This is a genomic window from Lentilactobacillus sp. TOM.63, assembly GCF_030361045.1.
Classification (GTDB): Bacteria; Bacillota; Bacilli; order Lactobacillales; family Lactobacillaceae; genus Lentilactobacillus; species Lentilactobacillus dabitei.
Genome location: NZ_JAUCAP010000005.1, coordinates 24,232 through 41,770 on the forward strand (window position 1 = coordinate 24,232; position 17,539 = coordinate 41,770).

Annotated in this window: 18 protein-coding genes and 1 pseudogene; 5 read left to right on the plus strand and 14 right to left on the minus strand. The window is 42.9% G+C overall.

All coding sequences use genetic code 11. The annotated features are described in order from the left end of the window. Positions 1-54: 54 nt before the first annotated feature. The gene (locus tag QUF07_RS01680; protein WP_217162344.1) at positions 55-522 is read left to right on the plus strand and encodes a low molecular weight protein-tyrosine-phosphatase; all 468 of its coding nucleotides are present in this window, start codon (positions 55-57) and stop codon (positions 520-522) included. Here QUF07_RS01680 and QUF07_RS01685 read toward each other — a convergent pair. Beyond that, positions 519-1,238, minus strand: coding sequence for a class A sortase (locus QUF07_RS01685; RefSeq protein ID WP_217162346.1), 720 nt, complete (start codon positions 1,236-1,238; stop codon positions 519-521). The two genes, QUF07_RS01680 and QUF07_RS01685, sit on opposite strands and share 4 nt — an antisense overlap. A gap of 39 nt (positions 1,239-1,277) precedes the next feature. Between QUF07_RS01685 and QUF07_RS01690 the strand changes: the two are divergent. After that, positions 1,278-2,509 (plus strand): annotated as a pseudogene (locus QUF07_RS01690) (multidrug efflux MFS transporter). 88 nt (positions 2,510-2,597) lie between these two features. Here the strand turns inward: QUF07_RS01690 and QUF07_RS01695 are convergent. The 5 genes from QUF07_RS01695 to QUF07_RS01715 form a co-directional block, all read right to left on the minus strand. Next, complete coding sequence (locus QUF07_RS01695; protein ID WP_056981631.1) at positions 2,598-2,849, minus strand: type B 50S ribosomal protein L31; 252 nt, start codon at positions 2,847-2,849, stop codon at positions 2,598-2,600. Between the two features lie 106 nt (positions 2,850-2,955). Next, entirely contained in the window at positions 2,956-4,236 is a 1,281-nt protein-coding gene (murA, locus tag QUF07_RS01700; RefSeq protein ID WP_289426658.1) for a UDP-N-acetylglucosamine 1-carboxyvinyltransferase, read from the minus strand. A 239-nt stretch (positions 4,237-4,475) separates the two neighbouring features. After that, positions 4,476-6,092, minus strand: coding sequence for a CTP synthase (pyrG, locus tag QUF07_RS01705; protein ID WP_217162348.1), 1,617 nt, complete (start codon positions 6,090-6,092; stop codon positions 4,476-4,478). A gap of 158 nt (positions 6,093-6,250) precedes the next feature. Continuing rightward, positions 6,251-6,886, minus strand: coding sequence for a DNA-directed RNA polymerase subunit delta (rpoE, locus tag QUF07_RS01710; RefSeq protein WP_217162349.1), 636 nt, complete (start codon positions 6,884-6,886; stop codon positions 6,251-6,253). A 55-nt stretch (positions 6,887-6,941) separates the two neighbouring features. Continuing rightward, on the minus strand, positions 6,942-7,376 hold the full coding sequence (locus tag QUF07_RS01715; protein ID WP_217162350.1) for a YwiB family protein: 435 nt from the start codon (positions 7,374-7,376) through the stop codon (positions 6,942-6,944). 184 nt (positions 7,377-7,560) lie between these two features. On the opposite strand from QUF07_RS01715, the gene QUF07_RS01720 reads away from it, so the two are divergent. Genes QUF07_RS01720 through yidA form a run of 3 tightly spaced genes read left to right on the plus strand, consistent with a single transcriptional unit; the run spans position 7,561 to position 10,568 of the window. Continuing rightward, on the plus strand, positions 7,561-8,388 hold the full coding sequence (locus QUF07_RS01720) for a lipoyl protein ligase domain-containing protein (RefSeq protein WP_217162351.1): 828 nt from the start codon (positions 7,561-7,563) through the stop codon (positions 8,386-8,388). A gap of 12 nt (positions 8,389-8,400) precedes the next feature. Beyond that, positions 8,401-9,738 carry an HD domain-containing protein gene (locus tag QUF07_RS01725; RefSeq protein ID WP_217341565.1) on the plus strand — a complete coding sequence of 446 codons (1,338 nt, stop codon included), beginning with the start codon at positions 8,401-8,403 and terminating at the stop codon, positions 9,736-9,738. Positions 9,739-9,761: 23 nt separating this feature from the next. After that, positions 9,762-10,568: a sugar-phosphatase gene (gene yidA, locus QUF07_RS01730; RefSeq protein WP_217162422.1), complete on the plus strand. Its 807-nt coding sequence runs from the start codon at positions 9,762-9,764 to the stop codon at positions 10,566-10,568. A 308-nt stretch (positions 10,569-10,876) separates the two neighbouring features. On the opposite strand, the gene QUF07_RS01735 is transcribed toward yidA, so the two are convergent. The 8 genes from QUF07_RS01735 to QUF07_RS01770 all read right to left on the minus strand — a co-directional run bounded on the left by QUF07_RS01735 (position 10,877) and on the right by QUF07_RS01770 (position 17,481). Continuing rightward, entirely contained in the window at positions 10,877-11,245 is a 369-nt protein-coding gene (locus tag QUF07_RS01735; RefSeq protein WP_217162356.1) for a DUF3899 domain-containing protein, read from the minus strand. Continuing rightward, a complete protein-coding gene (locus tag QUF07_RS01740; protein WP_217162358.1) occupies positions 11,245-12,225 on the minus strand; it encodes a ribose-phosphate diphosphokinase in 981 nt (326 codons plus the stop codon). Before QUF07_RS01740 ends, QUF07_RS01735 begins: the two co-directional genes overlap by 1 nt. Before the next feature lie 79 nt (positions 12,226-12,304). Continuing rightward, positions 12,305-13,681: a bifunctional UDP-N-acetylglucosamine diphosphorylase/glucosamine-1-phosphate N-acetyltransferase GlmU gene (gene glmU, locus QUF07_RS01745; protein ID WP_056981621.1), complete on the minus strand. Its 1,377-nt coding sequence runs from the start codon at positions 13,679-13,681 to the stop codon at positions 12,305-12,307. 23 nt (positions 13,682-13,704) lie between these two features. Beyond that, the gene (gene purR, locus QUF07_RS01750; protein WP_186825936.1) at positions 13,705-14,523 is read right to left on the minus strand and encodes a pur operon repressor; all 819 of its coding nucleotides are present in this window, start codon (positions 14,521-14,523) and stop codon (positions 13,705-13,707) included. A 98-nt stretch (positions 14,524-14,621) separates the two neighbouring features. Further along, positions 14,622-15,425, minus strand: coding sequence for a metal ABC transporter permease (locus QUF07_RS01755; RefSeq protein ID WP_289426659.1), 804 nt, complete (start codon positions 15,423-15,425; stop codon positions 14,622-14,624). Continuing rightward, positions 15,418-16,101, minus strand: coding sequence for a metal ABC transporter ATP-binding protein (locus QUF07_RS01760; protein ID WP_217162362.1), 684 nt, complete (start codon positions 16,099-16,101; stop codon positions 15,418-15,420). The genes QUF07_RS01755 and QUF07_RS01760 overlap by 8 nt, the downstream gene beginning before the upstream one ends. Positions 16,102-16,248: 147 nt before the next feature. Beyond that, complete coding sequence (gene ispE / locus QUF07_RS01765; protein WP_217162364.1) at positions 16,249-17,100, minus strand: 4-(cytidine 5'-diphospho)-2-C-methyl-D-erythritol kinase; 852 nt, start codon at positions 17,098-17,100, stop codon at positions 16,249-16,251. A gap of 132 nt (positions 17,101-17,232) precedes the next feature. Continuing rightward, on the minus strand, positions 17,233-17,481 hold the full coding sequence (locus tag QUF07_RS01770) for a Veg family protein (protein ID WP_054747263.1): 249 nt from the start codon (positions 17,479-17,481) through the stop codon (positions 17,233-17,235). Positions 17,482-17,539 lie beyond the last annotated feature (58 nt).

Consider the following 17,539-nt stretch of genomic DNA (forward strand, 5'->3'; position numbering starts at 1 on the left):
CTCAATAGTTGGTAACATTATTGTTAATATAAAAATGGTGACGAGGTTAAAGTAATGACTAACGTTTTATTTGTTTGTCTGGGAAATATCTGCCGTTCGCCAATGGCAGAAGCAATTTTTAAGAAAATGGTCAAGGATGCGGGACTTGCTGACAAAATTGCCATTGATTCAGCGGGAATCAGTAGCGAAGAACAGGGAAATCCCCCTCATCCAGGCGCACAAGCCGAACTTGAAATGCATGGTATCGATTGGACCGGAATGACTTCTCGGCCGATTGAGACAAAAGATTTTGAGTGGGCTGACCTGATTATCGGGATGGATAGCCAGAACATTTACTATCTGAAGCAAATGGCTCCTGAAAGTGATAAGGCTAAAATTCATCTGTGCTTGGATATTCTTCCAAATGAAATGGGAAAAGACATTCCAGATCCGTGGTACGACCATAAATTTGGTCGAACCTATGCACAGTTATCCGAGTCGTTGCCGAAATGGCTGGATTACATCAAAGCGAACTTGCTTTAATGATTGGCGGGCCTCAAAAGGGCTCGTTTTAATTTTGGCGTCGCTTGACTCAAAGAGTACTGATTAACGAGCTTACCGCGGATCATTAAGCGCCCCGCTCCCGTTGCATCACACGTAATCAATGTTACAATTGCCTTCTTAGTCTGCTTGACCACATCTACCCGGGTCGCAGCAATGAAAACTCGTCGGTAAACCCGGTAATGGTACACTTTTTTCAAATCAGTCAGATAAATATTGTCGCCAACTTTAGTTTTGAAGTACAGTGGGCCAAATAACACATGGCGATTTACCATATGGTGGCCGGCTAATGGATAGTTACCCTGCCCCATTTTTTGATCCTGACGCATCGTCCCAGCTGCCAGAGCTAATGTCGTATTGGCAACTCCAAGACCAATTGGCAGGTGGATTGAGGACTTGGGCACTAAAATTTCACCGACAACTTCCAATCGGTTGGTGTTCATCCTGGAACGTAAGGCTGTTTCAAAATCAAGCGATTTGACCTTTTTGAAATCATAACTCACATTCTTGGAATGACGCTTGGTTTGCTGTTTTTGCCTGGTTTCAGATTTTTCAACCATTTGGCGGGTCACTTTGGGCTGATACGATTTAATCACTTCATTTTTGATGGGGCGGTTAAAGATCAGTACCAGTGCAATCAGAAACACAAGCACAAAGAACAGGTTAATAATGATTCGTTTGAAACGACTTTTTTTCATGTTTGCCTCCAATGGCGAACTTTATTTTGATAAATAGGAGTGATCAACTCATTGGCTGAAAATAATCTAGCACCGAATTCTTGGCAGCGAAATCTGCGAGTGTTATGGTTTGGCACGTTCATGGCTGGAATTGGTTTCAGTGAAGTCATGCCATTCCTGTCACTTTACGTCGACTCGCTGGGAAAATTTACGCACAATGAACTCAGTTTGTACAGTGGCTTGGCATTTGCAGCCAGCTACTTTGTAACCGCGTTGGCTTCTCCATTCTGGGGGAAGCTGGCTGACCGAACCGGTCGAAAGTTGATGCTGATTAGAGCATCTGCAGGAATGGCCATTGTCTTCATCTTCATGGGCCTCGTGATAAACGTCTGGCAATTAATTGGTCTTCGACTGCTTCAAGGCGTGTTCTCAGGTTATATCAGTAATGCGAATGCCCTAATTGCCACCCAAGTCCCGAAGAGACGTAGTGGCCAAGCGCTAGGCATGTTAGTTACTGGAAATGTTTCCGGCGCACTTTTTGGTCCCCTATTAGGTGGAACCCTTGCTTCCATTTTTAGCACCGGGTCACCTTTTTCATCACGGGATTCTTATTTGTAATGGTATTCCTGGTCACAACCATTTTTGTAAAAGAAGACTTCAAACCAACCGCAAAATCAGAAATGCTTAACACTCGCGGGGTTGTGGGCGAATTATCAAATGCCAAATTAGTGTTTGGCATGTTTGTCACGACCATGATCATTCAGGCTGCAAACAATTCTATTGTACCAATTTTATCATTATATGTTCGGCAAATCATGGATAACAGCTCGGCCACAACCTTTTACAGCGGAATTGTCGCCGCGGTTCCAGGAATTGCGACACTGTTTGCTGCTCCTTTGTTAGGGAGAGTCGGTGACCGGATTGGAACCGATCGAATTCTAATCATCGGATTTGTTTTAGCAATTAGTGTTTATGTCCCAATGGCCTTTGTCACCAATGTTTGGCAGCTGATTGGTCTACGCTTTATCATTGGTGTTGCCAACGCCGCAATGTTACCTGCCGTGCAAGCCATTTTAGCCAAAAACACCCCTCCTCAAGTGACTGGTCGGGTATTCAGTTGGAACCAGTCGTTTCAAGCGATGGGCAACGTTGCCGGTCCAATGATTGGCTCAGTTGTTGCAACGTCTTTTGATTATTTTGGCGTTTTTCTTTCAACTGCAATTCTAGTGGTAATCAATTTAGCACTGGTCTATCATAATACGCGAGAAATGCGGCAAGCTCGCAAAATATAAACAAAATTCCCTAATTTTTGACATTCAAGGGAAAAATGCCCAAACAAAAAGACAGGCCACATAACGTGTCCCGCCTTTTTGTTTGGGTCTAGTTGTTTGTAAGACCGTATTTCTTGTTGAAACGATCCACAGCACCATCTGCTTGGGTAAACTTTTGCTTACCAGTGTAGAATGGGTGAGAGTCGGATGAAATTTCAACCCGGATCAATGGGTATGTTTTGCCATCTTCCCATTCAATGGTTTCGTCAGAAGTCTTAGTTGATCCTGACATAAACTTGAATCCGGTACTTGAATCTTGAAATACAACTTGGTGGTAATCTGGATGAATTCCTTTTTTCATAATATATCGCTCCTTTGCCCTGAATCAATCTGATGACCCAGAGATTATCGATTAGTCAACCTTGTTAGTTTATCATAAAATAATTCGGGTTTCAATAACCTTTCGCCTAAACTTTTTCTTCAACTTCCAGTTTGACATCTGCACCGATTGACGTCAATTTATCGACTATACTCCCATATCCCCGCAAGATGTACTCGGCGTGGGAGATTTCAGTTGTGCCATTTGCCATGAGACCAGCAATAACCAATGATGCACCAGCGCGAATTTCACCAGCATCAACGTGGGCTCCCGTCAAGTGTGGCGAAGGATCCACAACGATTACACCCTCATCAGTATCTTCTGATTTGATATGACCGCCTAATTTGTTAAGTTCGTGAATGTGCTTGATTCGCTTAGGATAAATGGTATCGATGATGATACTCCTGCCACTCGCCTTAAATAATAGTGGGGTCACCGGCTGCTGCAAATCAGTCGCAAATCCCGGAAATGGCATCACTTTAACTTGAATCGGCTTCAGGTCGTGTGAAGGTCCAACATAGATGCTGTCTTCATAAACTGTTAAATCACAACCCATTTCCTCCAATTTTGCCACAAATGCTTCCAAATGTTCTGGAATAATATTCGTAATCAAAACACCATCCCCAACTGCTGCGGCCAAGGAAAGATATGTACCAGCTTCAATTCGATCAGGAATAATTGTGTGGGTGTTACGAGCTTGGAGGGTTGGCACCCCTTCAATTCGAATGACATCGGTACCGGCACCTCTGATATTTGCGCCCATGTTATTTAAAAATGTCGCAATATCAATGATTTCCGGTTCTTTAGCAGCGTTACCAATCACCGTCGTCCCCGGTGCTTTAACAGATGCAAGAATTGTATTAATGGTTGCTCCAACAGAAACCACATCTAAAAAGACCTGCGCACCATGCAGACCATTTGGACCCGTTTGAATGGTCACAGTCCCATCATGATCGCTCACCTCAGCCCCCAGTGCCTTAAAGGCCTTAATATGCTGGTCAATCGGTCGCGGGCCAATATTATCGCCACCAGGAAAGCTGACCGTTGCACGTTGAAAACGCCCCAACAATGCACCCATGAAATAGTAAGAAGCTCGCAAGCTCTTAATCGCCTTACTTGGGAGCGGTGCTTCGACAATATTTGTCGGATCAATTGACAAAACATCGCCCTTAAATTGAGACGATACATTCATTGATTTTAAAATCAACATTAAATTGTGAACATCTAAAATGTCTGGAACCGAATCGAATTTAACTGGTGTGTCGGCTAAAATGGCGGCCGGAATAAGCGCAACTGTGCTGTTCTTAGCACCGCCAATGGACACCTCACCAGAAAGACGATTCCCGCCATTTATTATTAATTTAGTCATCAAACTTTCCTCACTTTTACAATCGAACATTTTTAATGCTATGAAACATCTTAAAGAAAAAGCTTGCAAAATACAATCCCTTTAGTTGAATTATACAATGTGTGACAGGAAACACAATGATAGTGTGTGGTGTTCATGGATTAAATCAAAGAAGCCAAAGCCATTCTCTTTGAACACCCGCACTTTACGAAAAAGGGTCAGGGCATTACGCCCCAACCCCTTGCCCAAAAATGGACTTATTACTTATTTTTCTCAAGATAAACGTCGTTGGCTGCTGCCACAAAGTCCTTGAATAATCCTTCTGGCCGGTTTGGTCGAGAAATGAATTCTGGATGATATTGAGAACCAACGAAGAACTTGTTTGCAGGAATTTCAACAACTTCAACCAAATGATTGTCAGGTGATGTTCCTGAAATCACCATGCCATTTTTCTCCATTGCCTCACGATAAGCATTGTTAAACTCATAACGGTGACGATGGCGTTCTGAAATCACGTCGGCATTATCATAAGCTTTGGCAGCCACTGTACCTGGCTTCAACTTACATGGATAAGCACCCAATCGTTGAGTCCCACCCATATCATGAACGTCCTCTTGGTCGGCCATCAAATCGATCACATTATGTTTGGTTCTCGGATTCATTTCAGTTGAATTGGCATCTTTGTACCCAAGAACATCGCGGGCAAATTCAACGCAAGCCATTTGCATCCCCAAACAGACACCGAGATATGGCACGTCTTTCTCCCGAGCATAGCGAATCGCAGTAATCATGCCTTCAATCCCACGATCACCGAAACCGCCGGGAACAATAATACCATCGGCTGATGAGAGTAATTCTTCAACATTGTCATCGTTAATCTTTTCGGAATCCAACATTTCCAAATCAATGTCTGCATCTACTCGGTAACCAGCATGCTTCAATGCCTCGGCAACGGAAATGTAAGCGTCGTGAAGGCCAACATACTTACCTACCAGGGTAATATGGATCGTTCGCTTCAAATGCTGTACATGCTGCTCTAATTCACGCCAGTCAGACATGTCGGCAGCTGGCTTCTCAATTCCGAAATGTTCCAAAATCTGTTGGTCCATTCCCTGCTTCTGCAAGTTCAGCGGAATCGTGTAGAGAGTTGGCACATCTAAAGATTCAACAACCGCCTGTGGCTTAACGTCACAGAACAAAGAAATCTTCTTACGCATCGAATCAGTAATTGGCTTTTCCGAACGGACAACCAGTAAGTTTGGCTGAATTCCCAGACTGCGCAATTCCTTCACACTATGCTGAGTTGGCTTTGTCTTCATTTCACCAGCTGCCCGCAAGTATGGAATCAAGGTTGTATGAACATAAAAGACGTTTTCGTCACCAACCTCCGTCTTCATTTGACGAATGGCTTCCAAAAATGGCAGCCCTTCAATATCACCAACAGTTCCACCAATTTCAGTGATCACAATTTCTGCATCAGTCACTTTGGCGGCCCGCATAATTTTTTCTTTAATCATTCCCGTGATGTGAGGAATCACTTGAACGGTTGCGCCAAGATAATCTCCATGACGTTCCTTACGTAAAACTTCATCATAAATTTTACCGGTCGTCACGTTTGAATACTTATTGAGGTTATTGTCGATAAATCGTTCATAATGGCCAAGATCAAGATCAGTTTCGGTTCCATCATCGGTAACGAAAACTTCACCATGTTGGTAAGGGTTCATCGTACCAGGGTCGACGTTAATGTATGGATCGAATTTTTGAATTGTGACGTTTAATCCGCGATTTTTTAACAATCGACCTAGTGAAGCTGCAACAATCCCTTTTCCTAAGGAAGAAACAACGCCACCAGTTACAAAAATATATTTGGTCATTATATAATCCTCTCCTCTTACTAGTTCAACGGGGAATCACAAATAAAAAAATCCCTATCCATAAGTGAATAGGGAACAATTAATCATCGTTCAGATGTCCTTGAAAACTCAAGGAGCCCAAAAAATATAATACATACTTTTTGGAAATTAGTCAAGAATTATTGATTATCTTTTGAATTGTAATCATCGTCGTCACCATCATCACCGAACGAATCATCATCATCGTCATCATTCAATTCATTCAGCTGACCCTCGATGCCATCTGGTAAGTCCTCATCACTAGCATCATCGGTACTGTCGTCGATGTCTGCCAGATCCTTATTGTACTTACCGAGATCTTCACTGCTATCGTCATCGTCGGTGCCATCGTCGTCTTCTACGAAATCGTCATCGTCTTGATCTTCTGGGTCGTCGTCATCGTAATCAATGACGTCATCATCGTCAGAAGCATCAGCAAGGAAGGCATTAACCTTCCGACGCTTTTTGCGCTTCGGTCGATCTTCATCCTCTTCAGCGTGGACAGTCGCTTCATCAATTGATTCGTATGGGTACCATGTTCGTAGTCCCCAAAGATTGTCACCAAGTGAAATAAAGCTACCATCAATGTTGAGATCTGTATAAAATTGTGACAAACGATCACGGATCTCTTTGTTACTATCGCCCAAGTATGACTGCACCTCATTAGCTAAATCCACAAATGGCATTGTGTCACCGTGTTTTGCTAAGATTGCGTGAGCTACTTCAATCATCGATAGTTCGTTTTTGTTTTGGCCTTTAAAGACTTCTAATTCCAAACTGGTACACGTCCTTTCAACAGTCTAACAACAGTCTAAAAATTACTATACTCGATTAAATTGTAAATTGCAATCGAATATTGTATTTGCCCAACAGTTCATTACCAGCATATAGTAAATAATCAATTCCAACTTTACCACGCAATGGTTGATCCAGGATTTCTGCATCCAACGCAGATGTTACTGTCTGAACGTCCAAAAGTCCATAGGGTGTCCGATAACGCGCAGCAACCCGTTTACCCTGACTGAATAACAATTGCAAACGGTTAGTGGCCGAACGGGTTAATTTGATGTCACCGTTATCCATGATCTTAATGGTGACTGGTACCGGTCCTTCTTCAGCGTCCTCAGTGTATCTAATGTAGATGCTGGTCCCAACTTGAACAAGTTGACCAGTGACATCAAAGACAAAGTTCGATTCCTCGCCACTTTGCACAATATTCGTCTCTAAATGAATTTGAACTGGAACGCCAGTTGCCAAATTATCCATAATACACCTTCTTTAACTCTACTACTTGCCTAACTAATACATTATATAACCTCAACCCGAATTTAGCACCCATTTTATCTTTAAATGATCAGTTTGGCTGCAAGCCTTTAACGGATCTTATTCAATATTGGTAGCGGATTCTGTTATAATTAATTAAGTTGCTATTTTGAATGGAGGACATGAGATGAAGCTTGCAAACGTTCCAATCACCGTGATTAATCAAACATATTCAAGTGAAGAGAAGTTAACAAGCTTTGCAGACACGAATGCCCTACTTGAAATTTGTGATAAATTTCAGCGGCCCTTTCTTCATTTTTGGACAACCGAACAGCCCACTCTCATCTTGGGCATTAATGATCGTCACTTACCAAAGCTGAGTTTGGGACTCAAATCGTTAAAAAGCAATCATTTTGATTATTTTCTGAGAAATTCCGGTGGCTTGGCTGTGGTCAGTGATCCTGACGTCTTGAATATTTCGTTATTTATCCCGTTGGCCCGAACCACTTATTCGGTTGATGAAGCCTATGAAGAAATCGCTGGATTAATTCAGCTGTGTTGGCCAAGTCTTCCAATCAAAACCTATGAAATTGTTCATTCATACTGTCCCGGGAAATTTGACTTGAGCGTCGACGATCTAAAGTTTGCTGGAATTGCCCAGCGGCGAACGCCGAATGCCTTGGTGTTAATGTTGTATATGAGCGTCAGTGGCAATCAGGATTTCCGAAGCCAAACAGTGGCAGACTTCTACACTCAGAGTGGCGCCTACACCCAGGATCGTTGGCAATTCCCAACCGTCGACAAAACAACGATGACGACTTTAGCGGCACTTGGCTTACCAACCATCACCATCCCGAAAGTCAAACAACAACTCCTGACAACTTTAACCCAGCAAGGTGAGTCGGTTGATTTATCATCCGCTCCTGAATTTCTGCGTTCCAGCCAATTCACTACGGAACAAGCAACCCAACTAAAAAAAATTCAATTGCGAAATGATCAGTTACCAATTGTCTAAGGAGGCAATTTTTTGGATTACGCACATCAACTACTTGAGAGAGAAAAGGTCTTCCGCGACCCGGTTCATAACTATGTCCACGTCAAATATCAAGTCATCCTTGACCTAATTAATACCAGTGAGTTCCAACGATTACGCCGAATTCATCAACTGGGCACGACCTCTTTGATTTTTCATGGCGCAGAACACACCCGCTTTGCCCATTCACTTGGCGTTTACGAAATTGCTCGCCGGATCATCGAATCATTTGAAGAAAACTGGCTGTCTACTCAACCAGGGGATGGCCTCTGGAATGATTCCGAAAAAGTGGTGACCCTATGTGCTGCGCTTCTTCACGATATTGGTCATGGCGCTTATTCCCACACCTTTGAGCATATCTTCGGAACAGACCACGAAAAGATCACCCGAGATATTATCACTTCTCATACGACCGAAATTAATCACGTCCTCGAACGGGTCAGTCCCGACTTCCCGGAGAAGGTTGCCAGTGTCATCGGTAAGACCTATCCAAATCGCCAAGTTGTCGAGATGATTTCCAGTCAACTTGACGCTGATCGAATGGACTACCTACTGCGAGATGCCTATAACACCGGCGTTAAGTATGGGACATTTGACCTTTCAAGGATTTTGGAAGTGATGCGGCCTTACAAAGACGGTATCTGTTTCGAAATGAGCGGCATGCACGCTGTCGAAGATTATATCGTCAGCCGGTTCCAAATGTATCAACAGGTTTATTTCCATCCCGTTTCCAGAGCAATGGAAGTGATCTTAAATCGTTTGTTACAACGGGCCAACGAAATTTTCAGTGAAGAAGGCTTAAAGCATAATCCCCAAACGCCTTACCTTCTGTTGCCATTTTTCCATCACGATTTTAACTTAGATGATTATTTGCAACTAGATGATGGTGTCTTGAATACCTACTTCATCCATTGGAAACGATACCCGGATGACTTACTGAGTAATTTAGCAAGCAGGTTTATTGACCGCAAGCCACTCAAATCGGTTAAGTTTGATGATTCAACCAAGGACCTCTTGCCCCGCCTGAGGGAAATCATTGAGCAGTCTGGGTTTAATCCCAAGTACTATACCGCGACTGACAACAGTTTTGACCTTCCTTACGATGCCTATCGACCTGGCAAAAAACAAATTCAACTGATGCAAAATGACGGCTCGCTGATTGAGCTGTCGTCAATCAGCCCACTGGTACGAGCCATCTCTGATAAGCAAACTGGTGACAACCGCTTCTTCTTCCCCCGAGAAATTCTCCGGCCAGAAGAAAATGTTGACCTGTTCCAACCCGAGTACGATGAATTTAATCATCATATTCGTAACGATCAATTAATTAAATAATAATTTAGAGGAGAGAATTCCCTATGGACATCAAATTAGTCGCTATCGATATCGATGGCACGTTATTAAACGAAAAGCACCAACTCGCTCAAGCCACCATTGACACAATTACCGCCGTCAGGCAAAAAGGAATCAAGGTGGTCCTAGCGAGTGGCCGGCCACTGACTGGCGTTCAACCCTATCTGGACAGTCTAAACATTAATGGTGCCGATGAATTTGCCCTCACTTTTAATGGTGCGATGGCCCAAACCTTGGGCGGTGAGATCCTCGTCCACCACACGTTAAGTTACGATGATTTCTTGGAAACTGAAATGCTGAGTCGAAAATTTGGCGTCCACTTCCAATTAGAAACCGTTGACACAATTTATGCCACTAATCGGGATCTAAGCCCCTATACCATCGGCGAAAGTTATCTGGTCCGGCTACCAGTCAAATACCGGGCACCTGAAGACATTTCACGAGATCTTGTCATTTCAAAAGTGATGATGATTGATGATCCAAAGTTGATTAGCAATGCCTATCAAAATATTCCCGCCGACCTTCAGCAACAACTTTACATCGTCCAAAGCGAGCCATTCTTCATTGAGATTATGAGCAAACAGGCGAACAAAGGTAAAACATTGGGCGAACTTGCTGAGAAGTTGGGCTATACGGCAGATAATGTCATGGCATTGGGTGATCAAGAAAATGATTTGACGATGATTAAGTATGCCGGTTTGGGAGTTGCAATGGGCAACGGAATCGCAGAAGTAAAGGATGCCGCATCGTTTGTGACCAAGCCTAATACCGAAAATGGCGTTGCGTATGCGTTAGAAAAATATTTATTATAAAGCCAAAATGAAGCTGAGACATTAGTCGGTGACCTGTTTATCAATACAATTTGGCTTTCCAAATTTACATTGATAAAACCTGCGACAAACGGCTAACCCTGCCATTTAAGCCAAAAAGAGGCTGGAACCTCTGTTGATTTTCAATCAGTGATCATCATTTGGATCACTACTGATATTCAGATAAAAGCTGCGATAAACGGCTGATCCTAGAATTTAACAAGAAAAACCAGTTATTCCTGATGTTGGAATAACTGGTTTTTCTTGTTAAATTCTAGGGGCCAAAGCACCTTTCGTCCCAATTTAATTCTTTAAATAATCGTGAGTATAATCCCCAAAGCAATTAGCAAACCGCCCGTTGCAATACAAAAACGAGCGTATTTGTTAACCTTAATAGGTTGATTTTTAATCGATGCAACATCTTTTGCTTTAGGATGCTTAGGGTCATTCTCTGATTCCAAATCCGTTTTTTTCTTTTTTGGAATAAACCGCCAGCCAGTGAACAGGTGGCCGGACCCGACAACGAAAATTGACGCCAAAACGGTTAAAAATAACCCCAGTAAAAAGTCTGCGTTACCTAATGCAATTTTGGGGACACCAAACAAAACTAATAGCAAGTTGATCACTAAAATACCAACAACACTAGTCGCTGTTATGTGCGTTTTGAGCTTTTCAACCATTAACCCTTATCACCACGAAATCTATTTCTAAAGAGTGGACTTACCGGCTTGTCTTCATTGATCCGTTTAATGGCATCACCAATTAACGGCCCAACAGAAACTTGTTGGATCTTGTCCAACTGTTTTTCTTTTGGTAACTGAATGGTATCAGTCACAACCAGCTGCTTGATTGGTGACTTTTTAATTCGTTCAATTGCCGGACCTGACAATACTGGATGAGTACAACATGCATAAACTTCAGAGGCTCCTGCATCCATTAGCGCTTGAGCACCAAGCGTAATTGTCCCAGCAGTGTCAATCATATCATCAATCATTAAACAACGTTTACCTGACACATCACCAATGATGTTCATAATTTCAGCAACGTTGGCTTGAGGACGACGTTTGTCAATAATGGCAATGGGTGCCTTTAAAAACTCAGCTAATGCGCGCGCCCGAGAAACTCCACCGTGATCAGGAGAAACTACGACATCATCATTCCCGAAACCTTGCTTGATAAAATGATCGGCTAGTAATGGGGCCCCCATTAGATGATCGACAGGGATATCGAAGAAGCCTTGGATCTGGGCAGCATGAAGATCGAGTGATACGACCCGGTCAACACCATCTTTTTGAAGCATATTTGCAACTAACTTGGCGGTAATTGGTTCACGTGATCGGGCCTTTCGATCCTGACGTGCGTAACCATAGTAAGGAATCACAACATTAATTGTTCCCGCACTGGCTCTTCTTAAGGCATCTACCATGATTAATAGTTCCATTAAATTATCGTTCACAGGAGCTGAAGTTGATTGGATGATGAAGATATTATCACCACGAATACTTTCTTCGATGTTAATCCTGATTTCACCATCACTGAACCGGTCAACGGAGGTCTTGCCAAGCGGTACACCAACTGTTTTGGCGATTTTTTCCGCTAATGGCCGGTTAGAGTTTAACGCGAAAATTTTAAGTTTAGAATCAAAATATTGCTGAGACATATGATCCTCCCATACGTTTTATTAGTTCAATTCGCTTTCCCACATTGATTATACAATGTTTTCGCTAAAAATTTCAGCGTTAATCCTTTTGATATGGTAATTTTTTAAAATAGCCAGGTTTATTGGTCTGCCGACTACGGGCAATCGCCATGTCGTATTGATTAACTTGACGGTTAATCGTTGACCCGGCGGCAATAAATGAATGATCAGCTACTTCAAGCGGCGCAATTAAATTGGAGTTACTTCCAATAAAGGAATCATCGCCAACAGTGGTTTCGTGTTTGTGAGCGCCATCGTAATTGACGAAGATCACCCCACAGCCAACATTGATGTTCTTACCAAGCTTGGCGTTACCAACGTAGGTCAAATGACCGACTTTGGTGCCTTCACCAATCGAGGCCTTCTTAACTTCAACAAAGTTACCAAGATGAACATGCTTGCCAATCATTGCTTGAGGACGCAGATGACTATTAGGACCAATATCTGAGTGGTCCATCATTTCAGACTGCTCAATTAACGAAGAAGTGACAGTGACATGATCGTGAATAATCGAATCACGAATTTCAGAATTAGCACCGATATAACAATCTTCACCAATCACTGTCTGTCCTTTGAGCTGGACGCCTGGTTCAATAATCGTGTCCGAGCCAATCTTGACATCACTATCGATATAGGTCCGCTCAGGATCAATCATCGAAATACCATCTTTCATGTGCTGACGGTTAATTCGACAACGCATGATTTTAGTCGCCGTTGCGAGTGCCAAGCGATCATTGACCCCCATTGTTTCGTCAAAATCAGCCATCTTGTAAGCAGCAATTGTTTCACCTTCTGCCTTCAAGATTTCAATGACGTCGGTTAAATAGTACTCGCCTTGCGCATTGTGATTGTTAATCTTGTGGAGCGCTTCGAACAGGGCCCGGTTGTCAAATACGTAGACACCGGTGTTAATTTCATCGATCGCCTGCTCTTCTTTAGTGGCATCCTTTTGCTCAACAATTTTTTCAACAATTCCCAAATCATTGCGCACGATCCGGCCATAACCAGTCGGATTTGGTGCTTTGGAAGTCAGAATTGTGACTTTGGCCTTTTTATTTTGGTGATAAGTAAATAAATCTTCAAATGTTTTGGTCGTAAACAGCGGGGTATCTCCGCTGACAACCATCGTCATTCCGTCTAAATGACCTAAGAGCTGCTCTGCCTGCAAAACGGCATGACCAGTTCCAAGTTGTTTTTCTTGAACGACATACTGAGTACGATCACCCAAGTTATCGCGAACTGCATCAGCACCGAATCCCACAACGGTCACAATATTGTCCATGTGAGCACCTTCAACAGCAGTCAGCACATGATCAACCATCGTTTTACCGCATAGGCGATGGAGCACCTTATACAGCTTGGATTTCATTCGGGTACCTTTGCCAGCTGCCAATATGATTGTATTCTTTGTTGCCATTATCAATGTCTCCCCAATGCATTCTAATTAAAAATCTTGTCTAGGTAATTTCCTGGTTGTGAAATAACCGTGTTATCTTTGGCGTCAACTCGCATCAATGACGTGTAATTGCCAATTGAGCGACCGTTTGGTGCAGTGCTTTCAGCAACGACTCCCACGCCAATCAAATTCGCGTCAAACTCTTCAACCATCGAAATCATTCCGCCAACCGTGCCGCCACCACGCATATAATCGTCAACGATCAGCACGTTGGAATCCGGTTTGAGGCTTCGTTTGGATAACGACATCTTTTCAATCCTGGTAGAAGAGCCAGATACATAATTCACATTAACTGTTGAGCCTTCGGTGATTTCAGTATCATGTCTCACGATCACAAATGGAACGTTTAAGAAATCAGCAACACTTTGAGCAATTGGCACACCCTTGGTTGCGATGGTCATCACTGCATCCACATCTTGATTAAGATATTGAGTGGCAAAAACCCGCCCAATTTCTCTTAAAGTCGCTGGGTTGCCCAGTAAATCAGACATATAAACGTAGCCACCGGGCAAATACCTGGTGTTGGAAGACATCTGTTCAATCAGGTGATTAACGACTTGGACAGCCTCTTCCTTTAAAATATAAGGCAAGAACCGGGTTCCCCCGGCAGCACCAGGAATGGTTTCAAGCAAGCCAGTCCCCCTGGCTTGAAAAGTTCGTTTCAAAATTGTTAGGTCTTCACTAATTGAAGATTTGGCAGACCCATACCGTTCAGCAAAAAACGTCAACGGGATCAACGTATGGGGCCGTTCAAGCAAGTATCTGGTCATGTCAATCAACCGATCGCTTCTTCGTACTTTCAAAAATTCCACCTCTACTTTATGTAACATATACTAAAATCTTATCATAAATGTTCGTCTTTAGGGGAATATATAGAAAAATATAATAAATTTAGACTGTTTTATTTGCTTTTGCTCCGAATAAAGTTGTAAAACAATGAAATGCCATAAATTGCTGCTTCAATTGAAGAAATGAAGAAAGTAACCGGCCAATTTGTGAGATATCCCAAATATAGGCCAACCCAAACACCGAATAACGCAAAACCGACTGCTAAAGCCATCATATGAAGAACCGTGTGCGCAAAGTATTTAGCACTAGAGGCTGGCAACGTCAGTAGAACAAAAATCAATAAGGAGCCAACAATTTGGGCTGCCACACTGACATTAAAGGCCAACATAATCAAGAAAATGATTGAAATGATGTTGCGATAAATGTGGTTTGTTTGGGCGCCAACCGGATCAAACGAATCATCTTTTAGGTTTCTGAAAATTAATAATAAGACCACCAACACTAAAATCGATAATGCCGCCATTTGGATAACATCTTGGCGACTAATTCCAATCACACTTCCAAACAAAATATTGGTTGCATAACTGGAATTCTTTTGAGACAACGACAAAAACAAAATTCCCAAGCCAATAAACAGTCCTGAAATAGCACTAATAACTGATTCCCGCCTTGATTCCACCGCTCCGCTTAACTCACCGACCATGATTGAACTGACGGTCGAAAACACCAGCATCCCATTTAATGGTGTCCAGCCGATGAAAATCCCAAACGCAGCTCCGGCAAAACCAATTTCCGACAAAGTATGGGTCATGAATGGCATATTTCTTGCAATCACAAACACACCCATCATCCCACTTACGATCGCAATCAAGGTTCCCGCTAAGTAGGCATTTTGCATAAAGTCAAAACTAAACATATTGTCCCTCCTTGTTCTCATTGTGCAGATCTTCGATTGGCCCTGATTCGTATTGTCCTTTTTTCAACCACAAATAGTGATCCGGGTATTCGTGAATCATCTGCATATCATGGGAAACAAATAGGATTGTTAAGCCACTTGTTTTGTTTAATCGGTAAACAACATCGAGTAATTCCTTTTTGGTATTAGGATCCAAGCTGGCAGTGGATTCATCCAAGATTAACAGATCAGGATGATTGATCAATGCCTGAGCGAGATACGCCTTCTGCTTTTCACCGCCTGAAGCCAAGCCAAGTGGCCGATCAGCAATATGTTCAAGCCCAACTTGGTGAATCACTTGATGAACCCGAGTCCGTTCTTTCTTTGATAGCCAAGGCAGCTTGAGCCCCGTAAAATTCAAGGCAACGAAGTCCTTAATCGCAAGTGGATATTCAACATCGATATTTCGAAACTGGGGAACGTACCCAATTCGAACCCCATTTTTGATGACCACTTTGCCTGCAGACGGATGTAATTGACCTAAAATCACCCGCACCAAGGTTGTCTTGCCAATCCCATTTTCGCCGATCACGCCAAGAAAATCCCCCCGGTTAACCTGAAAGCTGAGCCCAGATAACACTGGGTGATTGGGAAAACTTAACGATAAGTCTTCAACTGAAATTAATGTGTCACTCAAATGAATACCTCCAACAATTATTGTAAAAAGTAATAATTACTATTTTAGTTTAGAGTAAATCACAATTTTGTCAATCCGCAAATGCATAATTAAAGGGTTGCTTAACCAAAACGACCCATTCTGCTTTGGTGCAACCCTATTTTTTACTCAACACGTTGGCTGAGCAACATAAACTTCATGGCAAAATCCTGAAATACTATTATAAATCCGTCGAGCACGGGACTCACTGTGGCAAACTCCAAAAACTGTCGGCCCACTGCCGCTCATCTGAGAACCATCCGCGCCATATTTTAACAAGCGGTCCTTGATCACTTGAATCTGAGGATGACTCGAGGCAGTAATCGGTTCCAATGTGTTCCCTAAATTAGCAACAATTTGCGCGTAATCTGATTGCTCAATGCCTTCAAGCAGGCCTTCAATGTTGGGATGATCAACTTGAGTGTAGCGCAACCGGCGTAAAATTCGCGGCGTTGACACACTGACATTGGGTTTGGCAAGCACGAACCACATTTTGGGTAGCGGCCGCAATGGGGTCACAATTTCTCCTCGACCACTCACCAACGCCGTTCTTCCATACACACAATATGGCACATCAGAATCGATGGCAAGCCCCCACTTTGCCATTTTCTCTAATGAGAGTTGGGTATCAAACATTTCATTCAATCCCCGCAAAACGGCAGCAGCATCTGAGGAACCGCCACCTAATCCGGCAGCGACCGGAATGTTCTTTTCGATTGTAATGCTGAGGCCACTGGTGACGCCAGTCTGCTTCAAAAACAAATGGGCTGCTTGATAAGCAAGGTTTCGCTTATCATTGGGTAAAAAGCCGCTATCAGAAATAATTTGAATTTTTGAGGAGGTGGTCGTTTCAATCTGCACGTGGTCGCTGAGGCCGATGGAAGTCATAACCATCCGCCACTCAATCGCGCCGTCAGAGTGGGCAAACGGCGTGTCAAGGCCCAAGTTCAGCTTTGCCGGAGCCCGAACCATCATTTTCATCTGCGCCACCCCCTTACAATTTACTTATTATTATCAAAATTATACTAAATAATGGTCTAGTTGTCAGTGGCTATCCCCGAAAAAAGGCAAAATAAAAAGGCCATCCGGCCCCCAAAAGATTGATACAAACTCTTAGCTTACTTGAGCGGCATCAAAATCTACCTCAATATTCTTGGTCAAAATATCGGTATAGCTATAAGAAACGCGTTCAAAGCTAGATTTCCCTGGATCTAACTCCACAACAAACACAGCTGGAAAAGTTTCTTTCAAAATCCCATGACGTTTTGTTGTTTTCCTTCGACCTATTTGCGAAGTCACCAAAACGTGTTGACCGATATGGTCGTCCATCTTATGCTTAATCACTGACAGCGTAACTGGCATCCAAATCACCTCACGATAAGTCATTATACCACGTGAGTTATGAAACCGCAAATTTTAC

Excerpts from the sequence above, each read along its gene's own strand:
- QUF07_RS01680 (WP_217162344.1), top strand. The coding sequence starts at position 55 with ATGACTAACGTTTTATTTGTTTGTCTGGGAAATATCTGCCGTTCGCCA.
- QUF07_RS01685 (WP_217162346.1), bottom strand. The coding sequence starts at position 1,238 with ATGAAAAAAAGTCGTTTCAAACGAATCATTATTAACCTGTTCTTTGTG.
- QUF07_RS01695 (WP_056981631.1), bottom strand. The coding sequence starts at position 2,849 with ATGAAAAAAGGAATTCATCCAGATTACCACCAAGTTGTATTTCAAGAT.
- murA (WP_289426658.1), bottom strand. The coding sequence starts at position 4,236 with ATGACTAAATTAATAATAAATGGCGGGAATCGTCTTTCTGGTGAGGTG.
- pyrG (WP_217162348.1), bottom strand. The coding sequence starts at position 6,092 with ATGACCAAATATATTTTTGTAACTGGTGGCGTTGTTTCTTCCTTAGGA.
- QUF07_RS01715 (WP_217162350.1), bottom strand. The coding sequence starts at position 7,376 with ATGGATAATTTGGCAACTGGCGTTCCAGTTCAAATTCATTTAGAGACG.
- QUF07_RS01720 (WP_217162351.1), top strand. The coding sequence starts at position 7,561 with ATGAAGCTTGCAAACGTTCCAATCACCGTGATTAATCAAACATATTCA.
- yidA (WP_217162422.1), top strand. The coding sequence starts at position 9,762 with ATGGACATCAAATTAGTCGCTATCGATATCGATGGCACGTTATTAAAC.
- QUF07_RS01735 (WP_217162356.1), bottom strand. The coding sequence starts at position 11,245 with ATGGTTGAAAAGCTCAAAACGCACATAACAGCGACTAGTGTTGTTGGT.
- QUF07_RS01740 (WP_217162358.1), bottom strand. The coding sequence starts at position 12,225 with ATGTCTCAGCAATATTTTGATTCTAAACTTAAAATTTTCGCGTTAAAC.
- glmU (WP_056981621.1), bottom strand. The coding sequence starts at position 13,681 with ATGGCAACAAAGAATACAATCATATTGGCAGCTGGCAAAGGTACCCGA.
- QUF07_RS01755 (WP_289426659.1), bottom strand. The coding sequence starts at position 15,425 with ATGTTTAGTTTTGACTTTATGCAAAATGCCTACTTAGCGGGAACCTTG.
- ispE (WP_217162364.1), bottom strand. The coding sequence starts at position 17,100 with ATGAAAATGATGGTTCGGGCTCCGGCAAAGCTGAACTTGGGCCTTGAC.
- QUF07_RS01770 (WP_054747263.1), bottom strand. The coding sequence starts at position 17,481 with ATGCCAGTTACGCTGTCAGTGATTAAGCATAAGATGGACGACCATATC.